Origin of the sequence: Paracoccus aestuarii, assembly GCF_028553885.1 — a bacterium.
In the GTDB taxonomy this organism is placed as follows: domain Bacteria; phylum Pseudomonadota; class Alphaproteobacteria; order Rhodobacterales; family Rhodobacteraceae; genus Paracoccus; species Paracoccus aestuarii.
In genome coordinates, this window is the sequence record NZ_CP067169.1 from 494,912 (window position 1) to 513,522 (window position 18,611).

The window sequence follows — 18,611 nt, forward strand, 5'->3', positions numbered from 1 at the left end:
CGGTTGCATGAGGGTTCATGGGTGCTATATCCCGGCCCTTGGCAGCAGGGGAACCGCCCTGGGCTGAACCGGGCCGTCGTGCCCGCGCAAAACCTGGGCGGATGCCCGCGACAATGAGGATATGACATGAGCGATATCGCTGATCGCGTGAAGAAGATCGTGGTCGAGCATCTGGGTGTCGACGAGGACAAGGTGGTCGAATCCGCTTCGTTCATCGACGATCTGGGTGCCGACAGCCTCGACACCGTCGAGCTGGTGATGGCCTTCGAGGAAGAGTTCGGGATCGAGATCCCCGACGACGCCGCCGAGACCATCCAGACCGTCGGCGACGCGGTGAACTTCATCAAGGGCGCGGTCTGATCGCATCCCTTGCGCGGCCCCCTTGCGGGGGTTGCGGCCTGAACGGCGCCCGCATCGCGTGGCGCCGTTTTTTCATGCGCGGAACCCGGTCCGACGGGGCGGTGTTGGGGCCGTGACCCATTGGAAGAAGGAGGCCGCGATGCCGGTCAATCTGGAAGGCCTGAGCGACAATGCCCGCAAGACGGCGATCGACGAGCTGAACGGCCGGCTGGCCGACGGGCTGGCCCTGGCGCTGGCGATCAAGCAGGCGCATTGGAACGTGAAGGGCCCGAACTTCATCGCCATCCACGAGCTGTTCGACACGGTGCGCACCAACCTGGACCCGCATCTGGACGAATTCGCGGAGCGCGTCCAGCAGCTGGACGGCACCGCCCGCGGCACCGCCGAGGTCGTGGCCGAGGCATCCGGGCTGGAGCCTTATCCCACCGACCTGACCAAGGCCGAGGATCACCTGCGGGCGATCTGTGCGCGGATGCGGGCGCATGGGGCCAATCTGCGCCAAGCGATCGCCGCCGTGGGCGATGCGGGGGACGAGGATACGGCCGATATCCTGACCGCGGCCTCGCGCACCGCCGACAAGGACCTGTGGTTCCTGGAGAGCCATCTGGAGTGACCCGGTCGGGCCCTCAGCGGCCCAGCTTGGCGTGCACCTCGTCCAGGTCGACCTCGCCCAGGGGCATCTTGTTGTCGGGGTCGTCGAAGTCATAGCGGAACAGCTGGAAATCGTCCTTGTAGATTTCCCAGATCAGGTGCCGCGACAGGTCGTCGAAATAATCGCTGACCTTATGGGCCCGCTTGGGCCCGTGACCTTCCGATTCGTTGAAGCGCGGGACTTGGGCCAGATCGACCTCGACCGGGTTGTCGGCGGCATCCAGGACCTTCTGCATGCCGTCGTTGAAGGCCTCGGTGAAGAAGATCCGGTCGTAGCGCCCGCCATTCACGATGAAGGTCGAGATATGGCCGGACATGGCCGACCAGTGGATGTCGGGCTCCATCGGTTTGCGGAAGCGCACGGTGTCGCGCGCGAACAGCAGGAACCGGCGGAAGCTGGCGATCTGGTCGAAATCGAAACCGTTTTCCGGGCTGCCCACGTCGATGCCGTAGCGCTGCATCAGCTGCGGGACCAGGTTGCCGCGATAGCGGCGGCCGTTGCGCTGGATGCCCGCGATCTTGTCGAAGAAGGATGACAGGATGCGCGCATAGGGGTTGCGCACGCAGGTGAAGGTCACCCCCTTGCGCGCACGGACCGCCCGTTCGATCGGATCATGGCTGTGATCCTGGGCCCATTTGTGCATGCCGTCGGTGGAATCGTGGATGTCGCCGTCGAAGAAGCGCCCGTGGTCCGAATAGAACATGATCTGCCCGATCGTCGAACAGGCGCATTTCGGCACGACTCGATAGACCAGACTTTCACTTTCCGTCATCCAAACGCCGGGGAAACCCATCCTGATACTCGCTCTGATTGCGTCGACCGGGGTTGACAGCGCGGCGCCGATCGCCCTGCTTGTCCCGAACGCGGAAATGATGACACACACAAACCTCAACCATCCGACAATTTCAACGCCCTGCGTTGGATTCGACGCAATCGACCTTCGGAGGGCGCGCTGACGATGGCACGGATCGCCTTTATCCTGCTGACCCACAAGGACCCCGACGGGGTGATCGACCAGGCGCGGCGGCTGACGGCCACGGGCGACTATGTCGCGATCCATTTCGACCGGCGGGCCCCCAAGGCGATGTTCCAGCAGGTGCGCGACGCCTTGGCCGATCATCCCGGCGTCGTCTTCGCGCGGCGGCGCGTGCGATGCGGGTGGGGCGAATGGTCCCTGGTCGCCGCCACCCTGGAGGCCCTGCGCGCGGCCGAGGCGGCCTTTCCCCAAGCCACCCATTTCTACATGCTGTCGGGCGACTGCATGCCCATCAAGTCGGCGGAATATGCGCGGCGCGTCCTGGATGCCGAGGATTGCGACTACATCGAGAGCTTCGATTTCCACAAGGGCGACTGGATCAAGATCGGCCTCAAGGAGGAGCGGCTGATCTATCGCCACTGGTTCAACGAGCGGCGGCAGAAACGGCTGTTCTATGCCAGCATGGACCTGCAGCGGCGGTTCGGCCTGACGCGGGCGGTGCCGCGCGACCTGCAGGTGATGATCGGGTCGCAATGGTGGTGCCTGCGCCGCCAGACGGTCGAGGCGATCCTGGCCCTGATCCGCGACCGCCCCGAGATCCCGCGGTTCTTCAGCACGACCTGGATCCCGGACGAGACCTTCTTTCAGACCCTGGTCGCGCATCTGGTGCCCAAGCGCCAGATCCGCACCCGCACGCTGACCTTCCTGATCTTCAGCGATTACGGGATGCCCACGACCTTCTACAACGACCATTACGATTTCCTGCTGCGCCAGGATTACCTGTTCGCCCGCAAGATCAGTCCCGAGGCGCTGGACCTGCGCGCGCGGCTCGGGGCGCTGTGGCAGGCCGAGGGGCAGCAGTTCACCATCGCGGCCGAGGGGCGGCGGCTGTTCACCTTCCTGACCGGGCGGGGCCGGGTCGGGCGCCGCTTCGCGCCGCGCTTCTGGGAAACCGATGGCAGCCTGGGCGCGGAACGGGTGGTCCAGATCGTGGTGGCCAAGAAATGGCACATCGCGAAACGCCTGACCGATGCCATCCGCGGGCTGACCCCGATCCCGGCCGTCGATTACGTCTTCAACGAGGAGGATGCGCACCTGCCCGACATGGGCGGCGTCGCCACCTCGCTGGACAAGCGCACGCGCCATCGCCGCGCCTTGGTCAAGCTGATGTTCGACCAGTTCGAGGCCGACCGGCTGGTCTTTTGCGTGGACCCATCGGCGCTGGACCTGATCGCGGATTTCGACAAGGACCGGGCCGAGACGCGGGTGCTGTTCGTGGACAGCCGCTTCGACGACGATTACATCCGCGGCCATATGGGCCGGGTCGGGCTGGTCAGCGCCGATGCCCCCCCCGAGATCGTCGAGGCGCTGCTGCCCGTGGTGCGCAGCGATCTGGAACATGAGGCCGACCGCCTGAAGGAGGCGGGGTTCCGCAACCTGAGCATCATCAGCGAACAGGCCCCGCCCGAACGCAACGCCCAAGCGCTGGCCGCATTCCTGGCCGTGCCCCCCGACACGGCGCAGGCCCTGGCCGAGACGCCGCATCTTTTCGCAGACTGAAGGAAGGACCGACATGGCCTATGACGACAGCAACATCTTCGCCCGCATCCTGCGGGGCGAGATCCCCAATGACACCGTCGCCCAGAACGATCACGCGCTGGCCTTTCGCGACATCAACCCCAAGGCGCCCAGCCATGTGCTGGTGATCCCGCGCGGGGCCTATGTCAGCTTCGACGATTTCGCGGCCAATGCCTCGGAGGCCGAGATCGCGGGCTTCATGCGGCTCTGCGCCGAGGTCTGCGCGATGGAGGGGCTGTCGCTGGACCGGGGCGAGGGGTTCCGCGCCATCACCAATGCAGGCAGCCATGGCGTGCAGGAGGTGCCGCATTTCCACCTGCACATCCTGGGCGGCGCGGTGATGGGGCCGATGCTGGGCGCGCGCTAGTCGCGGGTTAGTTCGACGAAGACATCCTCGAGGTCGGGCTGTTCGGTCGCGACGTCGAGGATCGGCACCCCGCCCGCGCGCAGCACGTCGAGGATCTGGTCGGCGCGCAGCCGCGAGGGCGCATAGGTGATCGCCACACGCCCGTCGGGCCGCGTCTCGGCCCGCGCGCCTTGGGGCAGAGGCGGGATCGGGGCGTCGCCGCCGGTCTCCAGCACCAGGGTCTTGCCGTCGGTCCGGGCCAGCAGGTCGCGCGTGGGCTGGCGGACGATCAGTTCGCCATGGTTGATGATGGCGATCTCGTCGCACATCTGCTCGGCCTCTTCGAGGTAATGGGTGGTCAGGATGATGGTCATGCCCTGGTCGTTCAGGCGGCGGACGTTCCTCCACAGCATCTCGCGCAGGGTGATGTCGACGCCGGCGGTGGGTTCGTCCAGGACCAGGATCTGGGGGCGGTGGACCAGCGCCTTGGCCAGCAGCAGCCGCCGCTTCATGCCCCCCGACAGGGCGCGGGCATAGGCATTGGCCTGATCGGTCAGGCCCACCAGCTCCAGCAGCTCGTCGGTCCAGCGTTCGGATTTCGGCACGCCGTAGAGGCCGGCCTGGACCTCCAGGCTGGCGCGGGGGGTGAAGAACGGGTCCATGTTCAGCTCCTGCGGCATGACCCCGATGGCGGCGCGCGACTGGCGCGGGTTCACGTCCTGGTCGAACCCCCAGATGGTGACCCGGCCCGCGGTCTTGTTCACAAGCCCGGCCAGGATGTTGATCATCGTGGACTTGCCCGCGCCGTTGGGACCCAGAAGGCCGAAGATGCTGCCCGCCGGGATGGTCAGGTCGATCCCCTTCAGGGCGTGCTTTTCGGGCGCGTTGCCTTGGGCGGCATAGGTCTTGCGAAGACCGCTGATCTGGATGGCGTCGGGCATGGGTGCTTCCTAGCAGAGCTTGCGAAGGCAGGCGGCGCTGCGCTAATGGGGGTTAGACCAGATGAAGCACGCCGCCACAAGAAGGCCAGCCATGACGCAGCATGTGACGCCCGAGACCCCGCTGTCCACCGAAACCGGCCCCGAGGCGCTGAGCCGACCGGCCCCGGTGACCGAGGTGGTGACCCGCTGGCGGGTCTGCTGCGACGGCGACGACGCCCTGGGCCTGGGCCATCCGCGGGTCTGGCTGGCGATCAGCCCGGATCTGGGCTTTGTCGATTGCGGCTATTGCGACAAGCGCTTCGTCATCGACCGCGATCACGCGGGCGACGAGCACTGATCCTCCGTCCTGGCGCGGCTCGGTTCGACGCCCCCCATCGAGGGGGCCGTCAAACCGGGGCGGCGCGGCCGCCCGGCGCCCCGCCCGCGGGTTTCGCCCTGCGGCAGCGGTCCGAGCAGTAGCGCACGTTCTCCCAGTCCCGCTCCCATTTCTTGCGCCAGGTGAAGGGCAGCCCGCAGGCCGCGCAGGTCTTGCGGGGCAGGTCGGATTTTCGGCGCATCTTGGGCATCAAGCATCCCCGCTGGAAGATCGGCGCGGGTCATGGCACAAGGCGGCCCTGACCAGCATGGATGAGGTGATCATGGGCGAGCGTTTCGGCAAGGGCTGTCATCTGCATCTGATCGACGGATCGGCCTTCATCTTTCGCGCCTATCACGCGCTGCCGCCCCTGACGCGCAAATCGGACGGGTTGCCGGTGGGTGCGGTCGCGGGGTTCTGCAACATGCTGTGGCGCTATGTGCAGACCGATGACGGGCATACCGCGCCGACCCATGCGGCGGTGATCTTTGACCATTCGTCCAAGACCTTCCGCAACGAAATTTATCCCGCCTACAAGGCGCAGCGCCCCGAGCCGCCCGAGGATCTGCGCCCGCAATTCCCGCTGACCCGCGACGCGACCCGCGCCTTCAACATCGCCTGCATCGAGACCGAGGGCTATGAGGCCGACGACATCATCGCGGCCATGGCCGTTGCCGCCCGCAACGCCGGGGGCACGGCCACGATCATCAGCAGCGACAAGGACCTGATGCAGCTGATCGGCGACGGCGTCGACATGCTGGATCCCATCAAGAACAAGCTGATCGGCCCCGACGAGGTCTTCGAGAAGTTCGGCGTCGGACCCGACCGCGTGGTCGACGTGCAGGCGCTGGCCGGTGACGCGGTCGACAACGTGCCGGGCGCGCCGGGCATCGGCATCAAGACCGCGGCCCTGCTGATCCAGGAATACGGTGATCTGGAGACGCTGCTGGAGCGCGCCGAGGAGATCAAGCAGCCCAAACGGCGCCAGACCCTGATCGAGCATGCCGAGCAGATCCGCATCAGCAAGCGCTTGGTGCAGCTGGATTGCGACACGCCGCTGGACGTGACGCTGGAGTCGCTTGAGGTGAAGGCGCCTGATGCCGACCGCCTGCTGGCATTCCTGTCCGAGATGGAGTTCCGCACGCTGACCAATCGGGTCGCGGAGAGCCTGGGCGCCGAGGCCCCGGCCGTGCAGGCCGCGCCCGCCAGCGAGGCCCCCGCCGCGCCGGACCAGCCCGCCATCGACGTGGCGGGCTATGAGACGGTGACCACCCCTGATGCGCTGGACACCTGGATCGCGGCAATCCGCGACGCGGGGCAGGTCGCCATCGACACCGAGACCACGGGCCTGGACGAGATGCAGGCCGATCTGGTGGGCATCAGCCTGGCCACAGCGCCGGGGCGGGCGTGCTATATCCCCCTGGGCCATGTGGCGGGGGGCGACGATCTGTTCGGGCAATCCGCGCGGGTTGACGGCCAGTTGGACCCCGCGACCGTGCTGGCCGCGCTGAAGCCGGTGCTGGAGGACATGTCGATCCTGAAGATCGGCCAGAACCTGAAATACGACTGGAAGATGCTGGCCCGCCACGGCATCCGGGTGACCCCGGTCGCCGATACGATGCTGATGTCCTATGCGCTGAACGCGGGCACCCACAATCACGGCATGGACGAGCTGGCCGAACGCTATCTGGGCCATAAATGCATTCCCATCAAGGATCTGATCGGGTCCGGCAAGAGCCAGATCAACTTCGCCCAGGTCGCCATCGACAAGGCCGCCCCCTATGCGGCCGAGGATGCGGATATCACGCTGCGCCTCTATCAGCATTTCGCGCCGATGCTGCCGGTGGAGGGGGTCTCGACCGTCTATCACACGCTGGAACGCCCGATGATCCCGGTGCTGGCGCAGATGGAGATGGCGGGCATCCGCATCGACACGGACGTGCTGAAACGCATGTCGAACGCCTTCGCCCAGAAGATGGCCGGGCTGGAGGATGAGATCCACGGGCTGGCGGGGCAGAGCTTCAACATAGGCAGCCCCAAGCAGCTGGGCGAGATCCTGTTCGACAAGATGGGACTGAGCGGCGGCAAGCAGGGCAAGACCGGGGCGTTTTCCACCAGCGCCGACGTGCTGGAGGATCTGGCCGCCGAGGGCCACGACCTGCCCGCGCGGGTGCTGGACTGGCGCCAGATCAGCAAGCTGAAATCGACCTATACCGACGCGCTGCCCACCTATGTGAATGCCGAGACGGGGCGCGTCCATACCAGCTATTCGATCACCGGGGCGCAAACGGGGCGGCTGTCATCCACCGAGCCGAACCTGCAGAACATCCCCATCCGGACCGAGGAGGGGCGCCGCATCCGCCAGGCCTTCATCGCGCCGGAGGGCTACCGGCTGGTCGCGCTGGACTACAGCCAGATCGAGCTGCGGATCCTCGCGCATGTGGCCGACATCCCGGCGCTGAAGCAGGCCTTCCGCGAGGGGATCGACATTCATGCCATGACCGCCAGCCAGATGTTCGGCGTCCCCGTCGAGGGGATGGACCCCATGATCCGGCGTCAGGCCAAGGCGATCAATTTCGGGGTGATCTACGGCATCTCGGGGTTCGGCCTGTCCCGGAACCTGCGCATCCCGCGGGCCGAGGCGCAGAGCTTCATCGACACCTATTTCGAGCGTTTCCCCGAGATCCGCGCCTATATGGACAAGACGGTCGCGGATGCGAAGCAGGACGGGTATGTGACGACCCTGTTCGGGCGGCGCATCAATACGCCGGGCATCAACCAATCCGGCCCCGCGGCGGGCGGCGCGCGGCGCGCGGCCATCAACGCGCCAATCCAGGGGGCTGCGGCCGACATCATTCGCCGCGCGATGATCCGCATGCCGGATGCCATCGCCGATCTGCCTGCGCGGATGCTGCTGCAGGTCCATGACGAACTGGTCTTCGAGGTCGAGGAGGGCGCCGCCGACGCCCTGATCGACCGCGCCCGCGACGTGATGGAGGGGGCGGCCGAACCCTCGGTCCGCCTGTCCGTGCCGCTGGTCGTCGATGCGGGGCAGGGGGCGACCTGGGCCGAGGCGCATTGACGCGCCTCAGACCGCCGTCGAATGGGCGCCCGCGGGCGCGGCATAGGCGTCGAACCCCTGCGCGACCAGCCGCGTCAGGGGGCGGCCCTCGGGCAGGATACGAAGGACCCCATCCTCCAGCGTGACGCGGGGGGCGAAGCGCTGCACGACCGGGGCTGCGGCCTGGATCACGACCGCCGGATCGACCTGATGATCGGCGGCGATCCGGGCCAGATCGGCGCGGAAATCGCACATCAGCGCCTCGATCACCCGGCCGCGCCAGCCATCGTCGGGGGTGAAGGCATGGCCCCGCGCGGTGGCCAGCCGGCCCTCGCGGATCGCCGCCTGCCATGCGCCGGTGGCCGGGGCGTTCTGCGCAAAACCCTGCGGAAAGCGCGAGATCGCCGACGCCCCCAGCCCCAGCAGCAGCCCGGCCCCGTCATCGACATAGCCCTGAAAGTTCCGCCGCAGCCGCCCTTGCGCCGCGGCCACCGCCAGCCCGTCATCGGGCCGCGCGAAATGGTCGATGCCGATGGGGACATAGCCGTCATGCCGAAACAGCGACTGCGCCGTCGCGAACAGCGCCAGCCGCGCCGCGCCGTCGGGCAGGCTGTCCTCGGGGATCATCACCTGGCGGCGCGACATCCACGGTACATGGGCATAGCCGTAAAGCGCCACCCGGTCGGGCCGCATCGCCAGCAGCTTCTGCACCGTGTCGGCCATGCGCGGCCCGGTCTGATGCGGCAGGCCATAGAGGATGTCGGCATTCAGGCCCCGCACCCCGTGATCGCGGATCAGCCGCACCGCGCGGTCGGTCATGGCCAGGTCCTGCGGGCGGCCGATGGCCTCTTGGATCACCGGGTCGAAATCCTGCACCCCGATCGAGGCGCGGTTCATCCCCGCCCGGGCCAGCGCGGCCATGCGCGGGGCGTCGATCTCGGCCGGGTCGATCTCGACCGAGAATTCGGCCCCCGGCGCGCGGGGAAAGGCGTCGTCGATCGCATCGGCCAGCCGGGTCATCAGATCGGGCGTCAGCAGCGTGGGCGTCCCCCCGCCCCAATGCAGCCGCGACAGGGCGACCCCGCGCGGCAGGGCGCGGCGCAGCATCGCGATCTCGGCGATCAGGCTGTCGACATAGGCGCGCACCGGGGCCATGGTCCGCGTCCCCTGCGTGCGGCAGGCGCAGAACCAGCACAGGCGCCGGCAGAAGGGCACATGCAGGTAAAGCGAGATCCGCGTCCCCGGCGCCACCGCCCCCAGCCAGCCCGCCACCACATCCGGCCCGATCAGGGGCCGGAACTGGGTGGCGGGGGGATAGCTGGTATAGCGCGGCGCCCGCGCCTCCAGCAGACCGTTCAGTTCACGTTGCGAAAGCTGTTCCATGGGCCTATCATTGGATCAGGATGTGCAAACCCGCCTTGACCCAGATCAAACCCCGCCGGACCGACGATGCCCCGTCGGGCGATGCGCGCTGCGGCGATTGTCCCATCCGCTATCGCGCCGTCTGCGCCCAATGCGAGGGCCCGGAGCTGGAGCGGCTGGAACAGATGAAGTTCTACCGCAGCTATCAGGCGGGCCAGCCCATCCTGTGGGAGGGTGACCGCACCGAGTTCGTGGCATCCGTCGTCACCGGCGTCGCCACCCTGACCCATACGCTGGAGGATGGGCGCCGCCAGATGGTCGGCCTGCTGCTGCCAAGCGATTTCCTGGGTCGGCCGGGGCGCGACCGCGCCGCCTATGACGCGACGGCGGCGACCGATGTGGTGCTGTGCTGTTTCCGGCGCGGGCCGTTCGACCAGATGATGCGCCAGACGCCGCAGCTGGCCCATCGCCTGCTGGACATGACCTTGGACGACCTGGACGCCGCGCGGGAATGGATGCTGCTGCTGGGGCGCAAGACGGCGCGGGAAAAGATCGCCTCGTTCATCGCGATCATCGCCCGCAGGCAGGCAGCGCTCCACAAGCAGCCCGCCCAGGGTCGCATCGAGATGGAGCTGCCCCTGACGCGCGAGGCGATGGCCGATTACCTGGGCCTGACCATCGAGACGGTCAGCCGCCAGATCACCGCCCTGCGCCAGGACGGCGTGATCGAGGTGCGCGGCAAGCGCGGCCTGGTCCTGCCCGACTATGCCCGCCTGGTCGAGGAATCGGGCGATGACAGCGATGGCGGCCTGCCCGACTGAGGGCCTTTTCCCCGGCGCCCGCCCATGCTAGGCGGCGCCTTCCCGGTCGCAGCCTACCCGGGTCACAAAAACAAGGGTTCACATCATGAAGACTGCTCTCGTCTGTTCGGGCGGGCTTGATTCCGTATCATTGGCCCATGTCCTGGCCGCCCAAGGCCGGCTGGCCCGCATCGTCAGCTTCGATTACGGCCAGCGCCACCGCAAGGAGCTGGATTTCGCGCGCGACTGCGCGGCGCGGCTGGCGGTGCCCTTCCACCTGGTCGATCTGTCGGGCCTGGGCGCGGCCTTGTCCGGATCGGCGCTGACCGATGATGTCGCGGTCCCCGACGGCCATTACGCCGAGGAGACGATGCGCGTCACGGTCGTGCCCAACCGCAACGCGATCATGCTGAGCGTGGCCTTCGGCATCGCCGCCGCGCAGGGCGACGATGCGGTGGCGGCGGCGGTCCATGGCGGCGATCACTTCATCTATCCCGATTGCCGGCCAGGCTTCACCGACGCCTTCGCCGCCATGCAGCGCGCCGCGCTGGAGGGCTATGCCGAGATCGCGCTGGAGGTGCCCTTCGTGCATGCCACCAAGGCCGACATCGTGACCGCCGGTGCGGCGGCTGGCACGCCCTTTGCGCGGACGTGGTCCTGCTACAAGGGCGGGGACCGTCATTGCGGGCGCTGCGGCACCTGCGTCGAACGGCGCGAGGCCTTTCACCTGGCCGGGGTCGCGGACCCCACCGATTACGCCGATCCCGATTACTGGCGCGCCGCCCTGGCCGCCCATGCCGGAGGGGCCTGATGTTCAGGATCACCAAGGAATTCCATTTCAGCGCCTCGCATGTGCTGGATCACCTGCCCGCCGATCACCAATGCGCGCGGCTGCATGGCCATAACTACGTCGTGGTGGTCGAACTGGCGGCGCCCGCGCTGAACGGCGACGGCTTCGTGCGCGATTTCCATGAACTGGCGGCGCTGAAGGCCTATCTGGACGAGCATTTCGATCACCGCCACCTGAACGATGTGATCGAAGGCCCGACCACGGCCGAGGCCCTGGCCCGGCATCTGCATGACTGGTGCAGGGCGCGCTGGCCAGAAACCGCGGCCGTCCGGGTCAGCGAGACGCCCAAGACCTGGGCGGAATACCGGCCATGAAGCCTCTTCGTATCGCCGAGATCTTCGGCCCCACCATCCAGGGCGAGGGTGCGCTGATCGGCGAGCCTACGGTCTTCGTGCGCGCGGGCGGCTGCGATTATCGCTGTTCGTGGTGCGATTCGATGCATGCGGTGGACAGTGCCTATCGCGACGCTTGGGCGCCCATGACAACCGAGGCCATCTGGGCCGAAGTCGCGCGCCTGTCGGGCGGGCGGGCGCTGACGCTGTCGATCTCGGGCGGGAACCCGGCGATCCAGGATTTCGGCCAGCTGGTCGCCCGTGCCCGGGCCGAAGGATACCGCACCGCGCTGGAGACCCAGGGCTCGGTCGCGCGGGACTGGTTCGCGGGGCTGGACATGCTGGTCCTGAGCCCCAAGCCGCCCTCCAGCGGCGAGGTGCCGGACCCCGAGGCCCTGGCGGCCTGCATCGCGGCGGGGCAGGGGGCGGGGGCGATGGTGCTGAAGATGGTGATCTTCGATGCCGAGGATTACGCCTTTGCCCGGCGGATCGCGGCGGATCATCCGGGCCTGCCGGTCTATCTGCAGCCGGGCAATCCCGAGACCGACCCCGACCGGCCGGTGGCCGCCCAGGACGTGGCCGACCGGCTGCTATGGCTGGTCGAGATGGTCACCGCTGATGGCTGGTTCGGTGTGCGGGTCCTGCCGCAGCTGCATGTGCTGCTGTGGGGCAACCAGCGCGGGGTCTGACGCCGCAATTTGCGTCCCGCGACGGCCGGGGGGACGCTGTCCCCCCGGACCCCCCTGTGCCGCGCCCGGTGTCGCCGGTTGGATCAGCGGGCCAGGAAGACCGGCAGCGCCGCCTGTTCCAGCATGTTGCGCGTGGCGCCCCCCAGGATCGCCTGGCGCAACCGCGAATGGCCATAGGCGCCCATCACCACCAGATCGGCGCCGATCTCGGTCGCGCGGCGGTTCAGCTGGTCGCTGATGCGCGGGCCGCTGCGGGCCAGCACCGCGACCTGGGTCCGCACCCCGTGCCGCGTCAGCATCTGCGCCAAGGCCCCGCCGGGATCCGAGCGTTCCGGCCCGCTGCGGCCCGGATCGATGCAGGTCAGTTCGACCATCCGCGCCTGGCGCAGCAGCGGCAGGGCGCGGCGGATCGCGGCCAAGGCTTCGGGCGACTGGTTCCAGGCCACCAGCACGCCGCGGGGCGGCATGACGGGGGCCGCGTCGCGCGGCAGGATCAGGACCGGGCAGCCCCCCTCGAAGAGCGCGGCCTCGGTCGCGGTCACGGCGTCCTGGGGCTGGCCCTGCGCATAGGGGGCCGACTGGACCGCCAGATCGGCGAAGCGCGCCCGCATCCCGATCAGCGAGGCCATGCCCCCCGATTGCGTCACCGCCGATTCGCAGGACCAGCGCAGGTCGATCGCGGCGGCCAGGCGATCACGGACCATCGTCTCCAGCCGGGTGACGTCCTGCAGCGCGTTGTCGATCGCCTCGCGCAGGCCATAGGGTGTGCCGCCGGGAAAGAAATAGCCCGCCTGGCTGTGATCGATGCCCAGGCACAGCACCTCCAGATGGGCGTCCTGCGCGGTGGCCAAGGCGGCGGCGCCGTCCAGCTGGGGCAGTTGCGACGGATCGCAGAGAACCGTCAGGATCGTCTTGTAGCTCATGGGATCACCTTTGCGTTCCGGTTGCAGGGGACAGGATGACGCAGGGCGGCGCGGCCGGCCTTGATCCCGATCAATCGCCCGACTTGACCCAGATCAAGGCCGGCGGGCCCGCCCGCGCCCTATTCCCGTCCCCGACAGGACCCCGCCCGGCGCATGATTCGCCCGGAGGACCGGGGCCGCAGGGACGAAGGGGACAAGGCCAATGGGCACGGAGAGCGCATGTCGGGCATCGTGAAACTGATCCTGCTGGGGGCGATCACGCTGTTCGCCGCCATCGGCAGCAACCTGGCGCGGGACCTGGCCTATCAGGTCAACGCGCTGACCGTCATGCTGGTCGCGGGCGGGCTGTTCCTGTGGACCCTGCGCCGCATCGACGAGCCGGTGCCCGCCGTCGATCCCGGCGCCTATCAGGACGGGGTGATCCGCGCGGGCGTGATCGCCACGGTCCTGTGGGGGGTGGTGGGGTTCCTGGCGGGGACCTTCATCGCGTTCCAGCTGGCCTTCCCGGCGCTGAACTTCAGCGACGCGACCCAAGGATACCTGAACTTCGGCAAGCTGCGGCCGCTGCATACCAGCGCGGTCATCTTCGCCTTCGGGGGCAATGCGCTGATCGCCACGTCCTTCTATGTGGTCCAGCGCACCTCGGCGGCGCGGCTCTGGGGCGGGAACGCGGCCTGGTTCGTGTTCTGGGGATACAACCTCTTCATCGTGCTGGCGGCATCGGGATACATTCTGGGCGCCACCCAGTCCAAGGAATATGCCGAACCGGAATGGTATGCCGACTGGTGGCTGACGGTGGTCTGGGTCGTCTATCTGGCGGTGTTCCTCGGCACGATCATCAAGCGCCGCGAGCCGCATATCTATGTGGCCAACTGGTTCTACCTGGCCTTCATCGTGACCATCGCGATGCTGCATATCGTCAACAACCTGTCGGTGCCGGTCAGCATCTGGGGGTCGAAATCCGTGCCGCTGTTTTCCGGCGTGCAGGACGCGATGGTGCAGTGGTGGTACGGCCATAACGCGGTCGGGTTCTTCCTGACGGCGGGGTTCCTGGGGATGATGTACTACTTCATCCCCAAGCAGGCCGAGCGGCCGGTCTATTCCTATCGGCTGTCGATCATCCACTTCTGGGCGATCATCTTCCTGTACATCTGGGCGGGGCCGCATCACCTGCATTACACGGCGCTGCCGGAATGGGCCGCGACCTTGGGGATGGTGTTCTCGATCATGCTGTGGATGCCCAGCTGGGGCGGCATGATCAACGGGCTGATGACCCTGTCGGGGGCCTGGGACAAGCTGCGCACGGATCCGATCATCCGCATGATGGTCGTCGCGGTGGGGTTCTATGGCATGGCCACCTTCGAGGGGCCGATGATGTCGATCAAATCCGTCAACGCGCTGAGCCATTACACCGACTGGACCATCGGCCATGTCCATTCCGGGGCCTTGGGCTGGAACGGGATGATCACCTTCGGCGCGCTCTATTTCCTGGTGCCGCGGCTGTGGGATCGTCCGGGCCTCTACAGCCTGCGGCTGGTCAGCTGGCACTTCTGGCTGGCGACGATCGGGATCGTCCTCTACGCGGCCTCGATGTGGGTCACCGGCATCATGGAGGGCCTGATGTGGCGCGAGGTCGACCAGCACGGCTACCTGGTCAACGCCTTCGCCGACACGGTCAGCGCCAAGTTCCCGATGTATGTCCTGCGCGGCCTGGGCGGCGTGCTGTACCTGGCGGGCGCGATCATCATGACATGGAACCTGTGGGCGACCGTCGCCCGGCAGCCGCGCCGCATCGGCGCAGGCGCCGCGGTTCCCGCAGAATAAGGGGCAATCACCATGGGCATTCTCGACAGACACAAGATCCTGGAACGCAACGCGACGCTGCTGCTGGTCCTGTCCTTCCTGGTCGTCTCGATCGGCGGCATCGTCCAGATCACGCCGCTGTTCTATCTGGAAAACACCATCGAGCCGGTCGAGGGCGTGCGCCCCTACACGCCCTTGGAGCTGACCGGCCGCGACATCTACATCCGCGAGGGCTGCTATGTCTGCCACAGCCAGATGATCCGGCCGATGCGCGACGAGGTCGAACGCTATGGCCATTACAGCCTGGCGGCGGAATCCATGTATGACCACCCGTTCCAGTGGGGGTCGAAACGCACCGGGCCGGACCTGGCCCGGGTGGGGGGGCGCTATTCGGACGAATGGCATGTGGATCACCTGCGCGACCCGCAATCGGTGGTGCCGGAATCGATCATGCCGAAATACGGCTTCCTGCTGGACCGGGTGATCCGCCCCGACGACATCCGCGCCCGGCTGATCGCCGACCGTCGCGTGGGCGTGCCCTATGACGACGAGATGATCCGCAACGCCGCCGCCGATTTCCGGCTGCAGGCGGATGAATGGGGGGACGCGGCCGCGCTGCAGTCGCGCTATCCCGGCGCGCAGGTCCGCAATTTCGACCGCCAGCCGCAACTGACCGAGATGGACGCCCTGGTCGCCTATCTGCAGGTCCTGGGCACGATGGTCGATTTCTCGACCTTCCAGCCCGATCCGAACCGCTGAGGCCGCCATGGAAACCTACAGCTTCCTGCGCGCCATGGCCGACAGCTGGGCGCTTCTGATCCTGGTGCTGATCTTTGTGGGCGTGATCGTCTTCGTGTTCCGCCCCGGCGGGCGGCGCGCCCAGAAGGATGCCGCCGACAGCATCTTCCGCAACGAGACCCGGCCCGCCCGCGACGACAGAAAGGATGACCTGTGATGTCCGACGATCCCAGCAAGCCGGCCGACCCGGACGACCGCATCGACCTGCGCCGCCAAGCGGCCGATCCCGATCATGCGGCCAAGATCGCGGGCGACCTGCCCCCCCGCCCCGCGCCCGACATGCCCGTGACCCCCAAGCGCCGCGGCCGGGCCCAGCCCAAGGCACCGGTGCCCTCGACCGGGCATGAATGGGACGGGATCACCGAATATGACAACCCGATGCCGCGCTGGTGGCTGTGGACCTTCTATGCGACGATTGTCTGGGCGGTGGGCTACATGATCGCCTATCCGGCGATCCCGCTGGTGACGCAGGCGACCCAAGGGGTGATCGGCGGCAATGCCCGGTCCCAGGTCGCGGCCCAAATCGACAGCTTCGCCGCCGCCAATGCCCCCGTGCGCGAGGCGCTGGTCCGGACCCCGCTGGACCGCATCCCGGCCGATCCCGACCTGATGGGCTATGCCACCAATGCGGGGGCGGCGCTTTATCGGACGTGGTGCGCGCAATGCCACGGGGCAGGGGCTGCGGGGGCGCGGGGCTATCCCAACCTGCTGGACGATGTCTGGCTGTGGGGCGGCACGATGGAGGACATCCACCTGACCCTGCTGCACGGCATCCGCGACCCGGCCGATCCCGATACCCGCTATTCCCAGATGCCGCGCTTCGGGGTGGACGGGCTGCTGGATGCCGACCGGATCGAGGAGGTCGCGCATTTCAGCCTGTCGCTGTCGGGCGCCCCCCATGACCCTGCCCTGGCCGCGCCGGGGGCGCAGGTCTATGCCGAGAACTGCGTGGCCTGCCACGGCCCCGCGGGCGAGGGCGACCGCAGCCAGGGCGCACCCGCGCTGAACGACCAGGTCTGGCTCTATGGCAGCGAGCCCCAGACCGTCGCGCGGATCATCCATGACGGCCCCTATGGCGTCATGCCCGCCTGGTCCGACCGTCTGACCGAGGCCGAGATCCGTGCCCTGACCGTCTATGTCCACGGGCTGGGGGGCGGCGAGTAAGCCCCCCGACCCATCCGGTTTCCAAGGCCCTGCCACGGGGCTGCGGAAAGATCCGGTCCCCCGTCCTGTTCGCGCGTTCCTCGGGGGACCGGCATTCCATCCGCAGGCTGCGGCGCGCGACGCCCCCTGCGACACCGCTTCCGCGCAGGCCAGTCCGCGTGGAAGGCCGACCCCCGGCCATCGTCGCGCGTTCTGCCGGGGGTCGGCGTCCTTTTCCGGGGGGTCAGGCCGCCAGCGCGCCGCGCAGGGAATTGGGCGCGCTTTCGACGATGCGCACCTGAACCAGATCGCCCACCTGCGCATCGGGCGCATCGACAAAGACCGAATGCAGGTAATCGGACTTGCCGATGATCTGGCCCGGCTCGCGGCCCGGTTTTTCGAACAGCACGCCCACGGTGCGGCCCACCATGTCCTGCTGGACGGCGCGCTGCTGGCGCGTCAGCAGGGCCTGCAATTCCTGCAACCGGGCATCGGCGACGGCGCCGTCCACCTCGGGGCGGTCATAGGCGGGGGTGCCGGGGCGGGGCGAATACTTGAAGCTGAAGGCTGTGCCGAAGCCCACCTGTTCCACCAGGCGCAGTGTCTCGGCATGGTCCTGATCCGTCTCGCCCGGGAAACCCACGATGAAGTCGCTGGTCAGCAGGATATCGGGCCGCGCCGCGCGGATGCGGTCGATCAGGCGCAGATACTGGTCGGCCGTATGCTTGCGGTTCATCGCCTTCAGGATGCGGTCGCTGCCCGATTGCACCGGCAGATGCAGATAGGGCATCAGCTGGGGGATGTCGCGATGCGCCTCGATCAGGTCGTCCGCCATGTCGTTGGGATGGCTGGTGGTGTAGCGGATGCGGTCCAGACCGTCGATTTCGGCCAGCGCGCGGATCAGGCGGCCAAAGCCCCATTCGCCGCCCGCGCCCGCGCCGTGCCAGCCATTGACGTTCTGACCCAGCAGCGTGATCTCGCGCACGCCGCGGGCGACCAGATCGCGCGCCTCGGTCAGGATGCGGTCGACGGGGCGGCTGACCTCGGCCCCGCGGGTATAGGGGACGACGCAGAAGGCGCAGAACTTGTCGCAGCCCTCCTGCACGGTCAGGAAGGCCGCGGGCGCGCGGCGGGTGGCGCGGCGTTCGGGCAGGTGGTCGAACTTGTCCTCGGGCGGGAACTCGGTCAGGATCGCGGGCGCCTCACCGCGCAGCATGGCGGGCAGGCGGTGATAGGTCTGCGGCCCGACGACCAGATCGACCAGCGGCATGCGGCGGACGATCTCCTCGCCCTCGGCCTGGGCCACGCAGCCTGCGACCCCGATCTTCAGATCGGGGCGCGCGGCCTTCAGGGGCTTCAGCCGGCCCAGATCGGAATAGAGCTTCTCGGCCGCCTTCTCGCGGATATGGCAGGTGTTCAGCAGGACCATGTCGGCGTCCGACTGATCCTCGGTCAGGACATAGCCTTCCGCGCCCATGGCCTCGGCCATGCGCTGGCTGTCATAGACGTTCATCTGGCAGCCATAGGTCTTGATGAACAGTTTCTTCGCGGCCGGGGTGCTGGCGGTCATGTCATGCGATCCTGATGGGGTCGCGCAGCGATACATGAAAGACCGCCCCTTGGAAAGCCACGGCTGAACGAG

General features: G+C 67.8%; 20 protein-coding genes. 14 read left to right on the forward strand and 6 right to left on the reverse strand.

Going from position 1 to position 18,611, the window contains the following annotated elements:
- Positions 1-126 precede the first annotated feature (126 nt).
- On the forward strand, positions 127-360 hold the full coding sequence (locus tag JHW48_RS02495) for an acyl carrier protein (RefSeq protein ID WP_111299847.1): 234 nt from the start codon (positions 127-129) through the stop codon (positions 358-360).
- A gap of 139 nt (positions 361-499) precedes the next feature.
- Positions 500-973: a DNA starvation/stationary phase protection protein Dps gene (gene dps, locus JHW48_RS02500; protein WP_119887119.1), complete on the forward strand. Its 474-nt coding sequence runs from the start codon at positions 500-502 to the stop codon at positions 971-973.
- A gap of 13 nt (positions 974-986) precedes the next feature.
- Here the strand turns inward: dps and JHW48_RS02505 are convergent, their stop codons facing one another.
- Complete coding sequence (locus JHW48_RS02505) at positions 987-1,805, reverse strand: sulfotransferase family protein (RefSeq protein ID WP_119887120.1); 819 nt, start codon at positions 1,803-1,805, stop codon at positions 987-989.
- 165 nt (positions 1,806-1,970) lie between these two features.
- Between JHW48_RS02505 and JHW48_RS02510 the strand changes: the two genes are divergently transcribed.
- Together JHW48_RS02510 and JHW48_RS02515 are read left to right on the forward strand one after the other, a co-directional pair.
- Positions 1,971-3,548 carry a DUF5928 domain-containing protein gene (locus tag JHW48_RS02510; protein ID WP_119887121.1) on the forward strand — a complete coding sequence of 526 codons (1,578 nt, stop codon included), beginning with the start codon at positions 1,971-1,973 and terminating at the stop codon, positions 3,546-3,548.
- A 13-nt stretch (positions 3,549-3,561) separates the two neighbouring features.
- Positions 3,562-3,933, forward strand: coding sequence for an HIT domain-containing protein (locus JHW48_RS02515; RefSeq protein ID WP_119887122.1), 372 nt, complete (start codon positions 3,562-3,564; stop codon positions 3,931-3,933).
- Here the strand turns inward: JHW48_RS02515 and JHW48_RS02520 are convergent.
- A complete protein-coding gene (locus JHW48_RS02520; RefSeq protein ID WP_119887123.1) occupies positions 3,930-4,853 on the reverse strand; it encodes an ABC transporter ATP-binding protein in 924 nt (307 codons plus the stop codon). The two genes, JHW48_RS02515 and JHW48_RS02520, sit on opposite strands and share 4 nt — an antisense overlap.
- Before the next feature lie 148 nt (positions 4,854-5,001).
- Here JHW48_RS02520 and JHW48_RS02525 point away from each other — a divergent pair, with 148 nt between their 5' ends.
- Positions 5,002-5,190 carry a zinc-finger domain-containing protein gene (locus JHW48_RS02525; RefSeq protein ID WP_119887130.1) on the forward strand — a complete coding sequence of 63 codons (189 nt, stop codon included), beginning with the start codon at positions 5,002-5,004 and terminating at the stop codon, positions 5,188-5,190.
- 49 nt (positions 5,191-5,239) lie between these two features.
- On the opposite strand, the gene JHW48_RS02530 is transcribed toward JHW48_RS02525, so the two are convergent.
- Complete coding sequence (locus JHW48_RS02530) at positions 5,240-5,419, reverse strand: DUF2256 domain-containing protein (RefSeq protein ID WP_119887124.1); 180 nt, start codon at positions 5,417-5,419, stop codon at positions 5,240-5,242.
- Positions 5,420-5,476: 57 nt separating this feature from the next.
- On the opposite strand from JHW48_RS02530, the gene polA reads away from it, so the two are divergent.
- On the forward strand, positions 5,477-8,290 hold the full coding sequence (polA, locus tag JHW48_RS02535) for a DNA polymerase I (protein WP_240637917.1): 2,814 nt from the start codon (positions 5,477-5,479) through the stop codon (positions 8,288-8,290).
- Positions 8,291-8,296: 6 nt separating this feature from the next.
- Here polA and hemN read toward each other — a convergent pair whose 3' ends face one another.
- Complete coding sequence (hemN, locus tag JHW48_RS02540; protein ID WP_119887125.1) at positions 8,297-9,652, reverse strand: oxygen-independent coproporphyrinogen III oxidase; 1,356 nt, start codon at positions 9,650-9,652, stop codon at positions 8,297-8,299.
- 44 nt (positions 9,653-9,696) lie between these two features.
- On the opposite strand from hemN, the gene fnrL reads away from it, so the two are divergent.
- From fnrL to queE, 4 genes are all read left to right on the forward strand, one after another.
- A complete protein-coding gene (fnrL, locus tag JHW48_RS02545) occupies positions 9,697-10,452 on the forward strand; it encodes a transcriptional regulator FnrL (RefSeq protein ID WP_240637918.1) in 756 nt (251 codons plus the stop codon).
- A gap of 85 nt (positions 10,453-10,537) precedes the next feature.
- A complete protein-coding gene (gene queC / locus JHW48_RS02550) occupies positions 10,538-11,242 on the forward strand; it encodes a 7-cyano-7-deazaguanine synthase QueC (protein ID WP_119887127.1) in 705 nt (234 codons plus the stop codon).
- Positions 11,242-11,595 (forward strand): 6-pyruvoyl trahydropterin synthase family protein, encoded by a 354-nt coding sequence (locus JHW48_RS02555; RefSeq protein WP_119887128.1) that lies wholly within the window; start codon positions 11,242-11,244, stop codon positions 11,593-11,595. The genes queC and JHW48_RS02555 overlap by 1 nt, the downstream gene beginning before the upstream one ends.
- Positions 11,592-12,302 carry a 7-carboxy-7-deazaguanine synthase QueE gene (gene queE, locus JHW48_RS02560; protein ID WP_119887129.1) on the forward strand — a complete coding sequence of 237 codons (711 nt, stop codon included), beginning with the start codon at positions 11,592-11,594 and terminating at the stop codon, positions 12,300-12,302. Before JHW48_RS02555 ends, queE begins: the two co-directional genes overlap by 4 nt.
- A gap of 83 nt (positions 12,303-12,385) precedes the next feature.
- On the opposite strand, the gene JHW48_RS02565 is transcribed toward queE, so the two are convergent.
- Positions 12,386-13,225, reverse strand: a complete 840-nt coding sequence (locus tag JHW48_RS02565) for a universal stress protein (RefSeq protein ID WP_119887863.1) — start codon at positions 13,223-13,225, stop codon at positions 12,386-12,388.
- Between the two features lie 219 nt (positions 13,226-13,444).
- Between JHW48_RS02565 and ccoN the strand changes: the two genes are divergently transcribed.
- The 4 genes from ccoN (at position 13,445) to ccoP (ending at position 16,990) form a co-directional block, all read left to right on the forward strand.
- On the forward strand, positions 13,445-15,049 hold the full coding sequence (ccoN, locus tag JHW48_RS02570; RefSeq protein ID WP_119887862.1) for a cytochrome-c oxidase, cbb3-type subunit I: 1,605 nt from the start codon (positions 13,445-13,447) through the stop codon (positions 15,047-15,049).
- A 12-nt stretch (positions 15,050-15,061) separates the two neighbouring features.
- The gene (gene ccoO, locus JHW48_RS02575; RefSeq protein ID WP_119887861.1) at positions 15,062-15,787 is read left to right on the forward strand and encodes a cytochrome-c oxidase, cbb3-type subunit II; all 726 of its coding nucleotides are present in this window, start codon (positions 15,062-15,064) and stop codon (positions 15,785-15,787) included.
- 7 nt (positions 15,788-15,794) lie between these two features.
- Entirely contained in the window at positions 15,795-15,983 is a 189-nt protein-coding gene (locus JHW48_RS02580) for a cbb3-type cytochrome c oxidase subunit 3 (RefSeq protein ID WP_119887860.1), read from the forward strand.
- A gap of 122 nt (positions 15,984-16,105) precedes the next feature.
- Positions 16,106-16,990 (forward strand): cytochrome-c oxidase, cbb3-type subunit III, encoded by an 885-nt coding sequence (gene ccoP / locus JHW48_RS02585; RefSeq protein WP_272835843.1) that lies wholly within the window; start codon positions 16,106-16,108, stop codon positions 16,988-16,990.
- 223 nt (positions 16,991-17,213) lie between these two features.
- On the opposite strand, the gene miaB is transcribed toward ccoP, so the two are convergent.
- Positions 17,214-18,539: a tRNA (N6-isopentenyl adenosine(37)-C2)-methylthiotransferase MiaB gene (gene miaB, locus JHW48_RS02590; protein ID WP_119887638.1), complete on the reverse strand. Its 1,326-nt coding sequence runs from the start codon at positions 18,537-18,539 to the stop codon at positions 17,214-17,216.
- Positions 18,540-18,611: the final 72 nt, after the last annotated feature.

Excerpts from the sequence above, each read along its gene's own strand:
- JHW48_RS02495 (WP_111299847.1), top strand. The coding sequence starts at position 127 with ATGAGCGATATCGCTGATCGCGTGAAGAAGATCGTGGTCGAGCATCTG.
- dps (WP_119887119.1), top strand. The coding sequence starts at position 500 with ATGCCGGTCAATCTGGAAGGCCTGAGCGACAATGCCCGCAAGACGGCG.
- JHW48_RS02505 (WP_119887120.1), bottom strand. The coding sequence starts at position 1,805 with ATGGGTTTCCCCGGCGTTTGGATGACGGAAAGTGAAAGTCTGGTCTAT.
- JHW48_RS02510 (WP_119887121.1), top strand. The coding sequence starts at position 1,971 with ATGGCACGGATCGCCTTTATCCTGCTGACCCACAAGGACCCCGACGGG.
- JHW48_RS02515 (WP_119887122.1), top strand. The coding sequence starts at position 3,562 with ATGGCCTATGACGACAGCAACATCTTCGCCCGCATCCTGCGGGGCGAG.
- JHW48_RS02520 (WP_119887123.1), bottom strand. The coding sequence starts at position 4,853 with ATGCCCGACGCCATCCAGATCAGCGGTCTTCGCAAGACCTATGCCGCC.
- JHW48_RS02530 (WP_119887124.1), bottom strand. The coding sequence starts at position 5,419 with ATGCCCAAGATGCGCCGAAAATCCGACCTGCCCCGCAAGACCTGCGCG.
- polA (WP_240637917.1), top strand. The coding sequence starts at position 5,477 with ATGGATGAGGTGATCATGGGCGAGCGTTTCGGCAAGGGCTGTCATCTG.
- hemN (WP_119887125.1), bottom strand. The coding sequence starts at position 9,652 with ATGGAACAGCTTTCGCAACGTGAACTGAACGGTCTGCTGGAGGCGCGG.
- queC (WP_119887127.1), top strand. The coding sequence starts at position 10,538 with ATGAAGACTGCTCTCGTCTGTTCGGGCGGGCTTGATTCCGTATCATTG.
- JHW48_RS02555 (WP_119887128.1), top strand. The coding sequence starts at position 11,242 with ATGTTCAGGATCACCAAGGAATTCCATTTCAGCGCCTCGCATGTGCTG.
- queE (WP_119887129.1), top strand. The coding sequence starts at position 11,592 with ATGAAGCCTCTTCGTATCGCCGAGATCTTCGGCCCCACCATCCAGGGC.
- JHW48_RS02565 (WP_119887863.1), bottom strand. The coding sequence starts at position 13,225 with ATGAGCTACAAGACGATCCTGACGGTTCTCTGCGATCCGTCGCAACTG.
- ccoN (WP_119887862.1), top strand. The coding sequence starts at position 13,445 with ATGTCGGGCATCGTGAAACTGATCCTGCTGGGGGCGATCACGCTGTTC.
- ccoO (WP_119887861.1), top strand. The coding sequence starts at position 15,062 with ATGGGCATTCTCGACAGACACAAGATCCTGGAACGCAACGCGACGCTG.
- JHW48_RS02580 (WP_119887860.1), top strand. The coding sequence starts at position 15,795 with ATGGAAACCTACAGCTTCCTGCGCGCCATGGCCGACAGCTGGGCGCTT.
- ccoP (WP_272835843.1), top strand. The coding sequence starts at position 16,106 with ATGCCCGTGACCCCCAAGCGCCGCGGCCGGGCCCAGCCCAAGGCACCG.
- miaB (WP_119887638.1), bottom strand. The coding sequence starts at position 18,539 with ATGACCGCCAGCACCCCGGCCGCGAAGAAACTGTTCATCAAGACCTAT.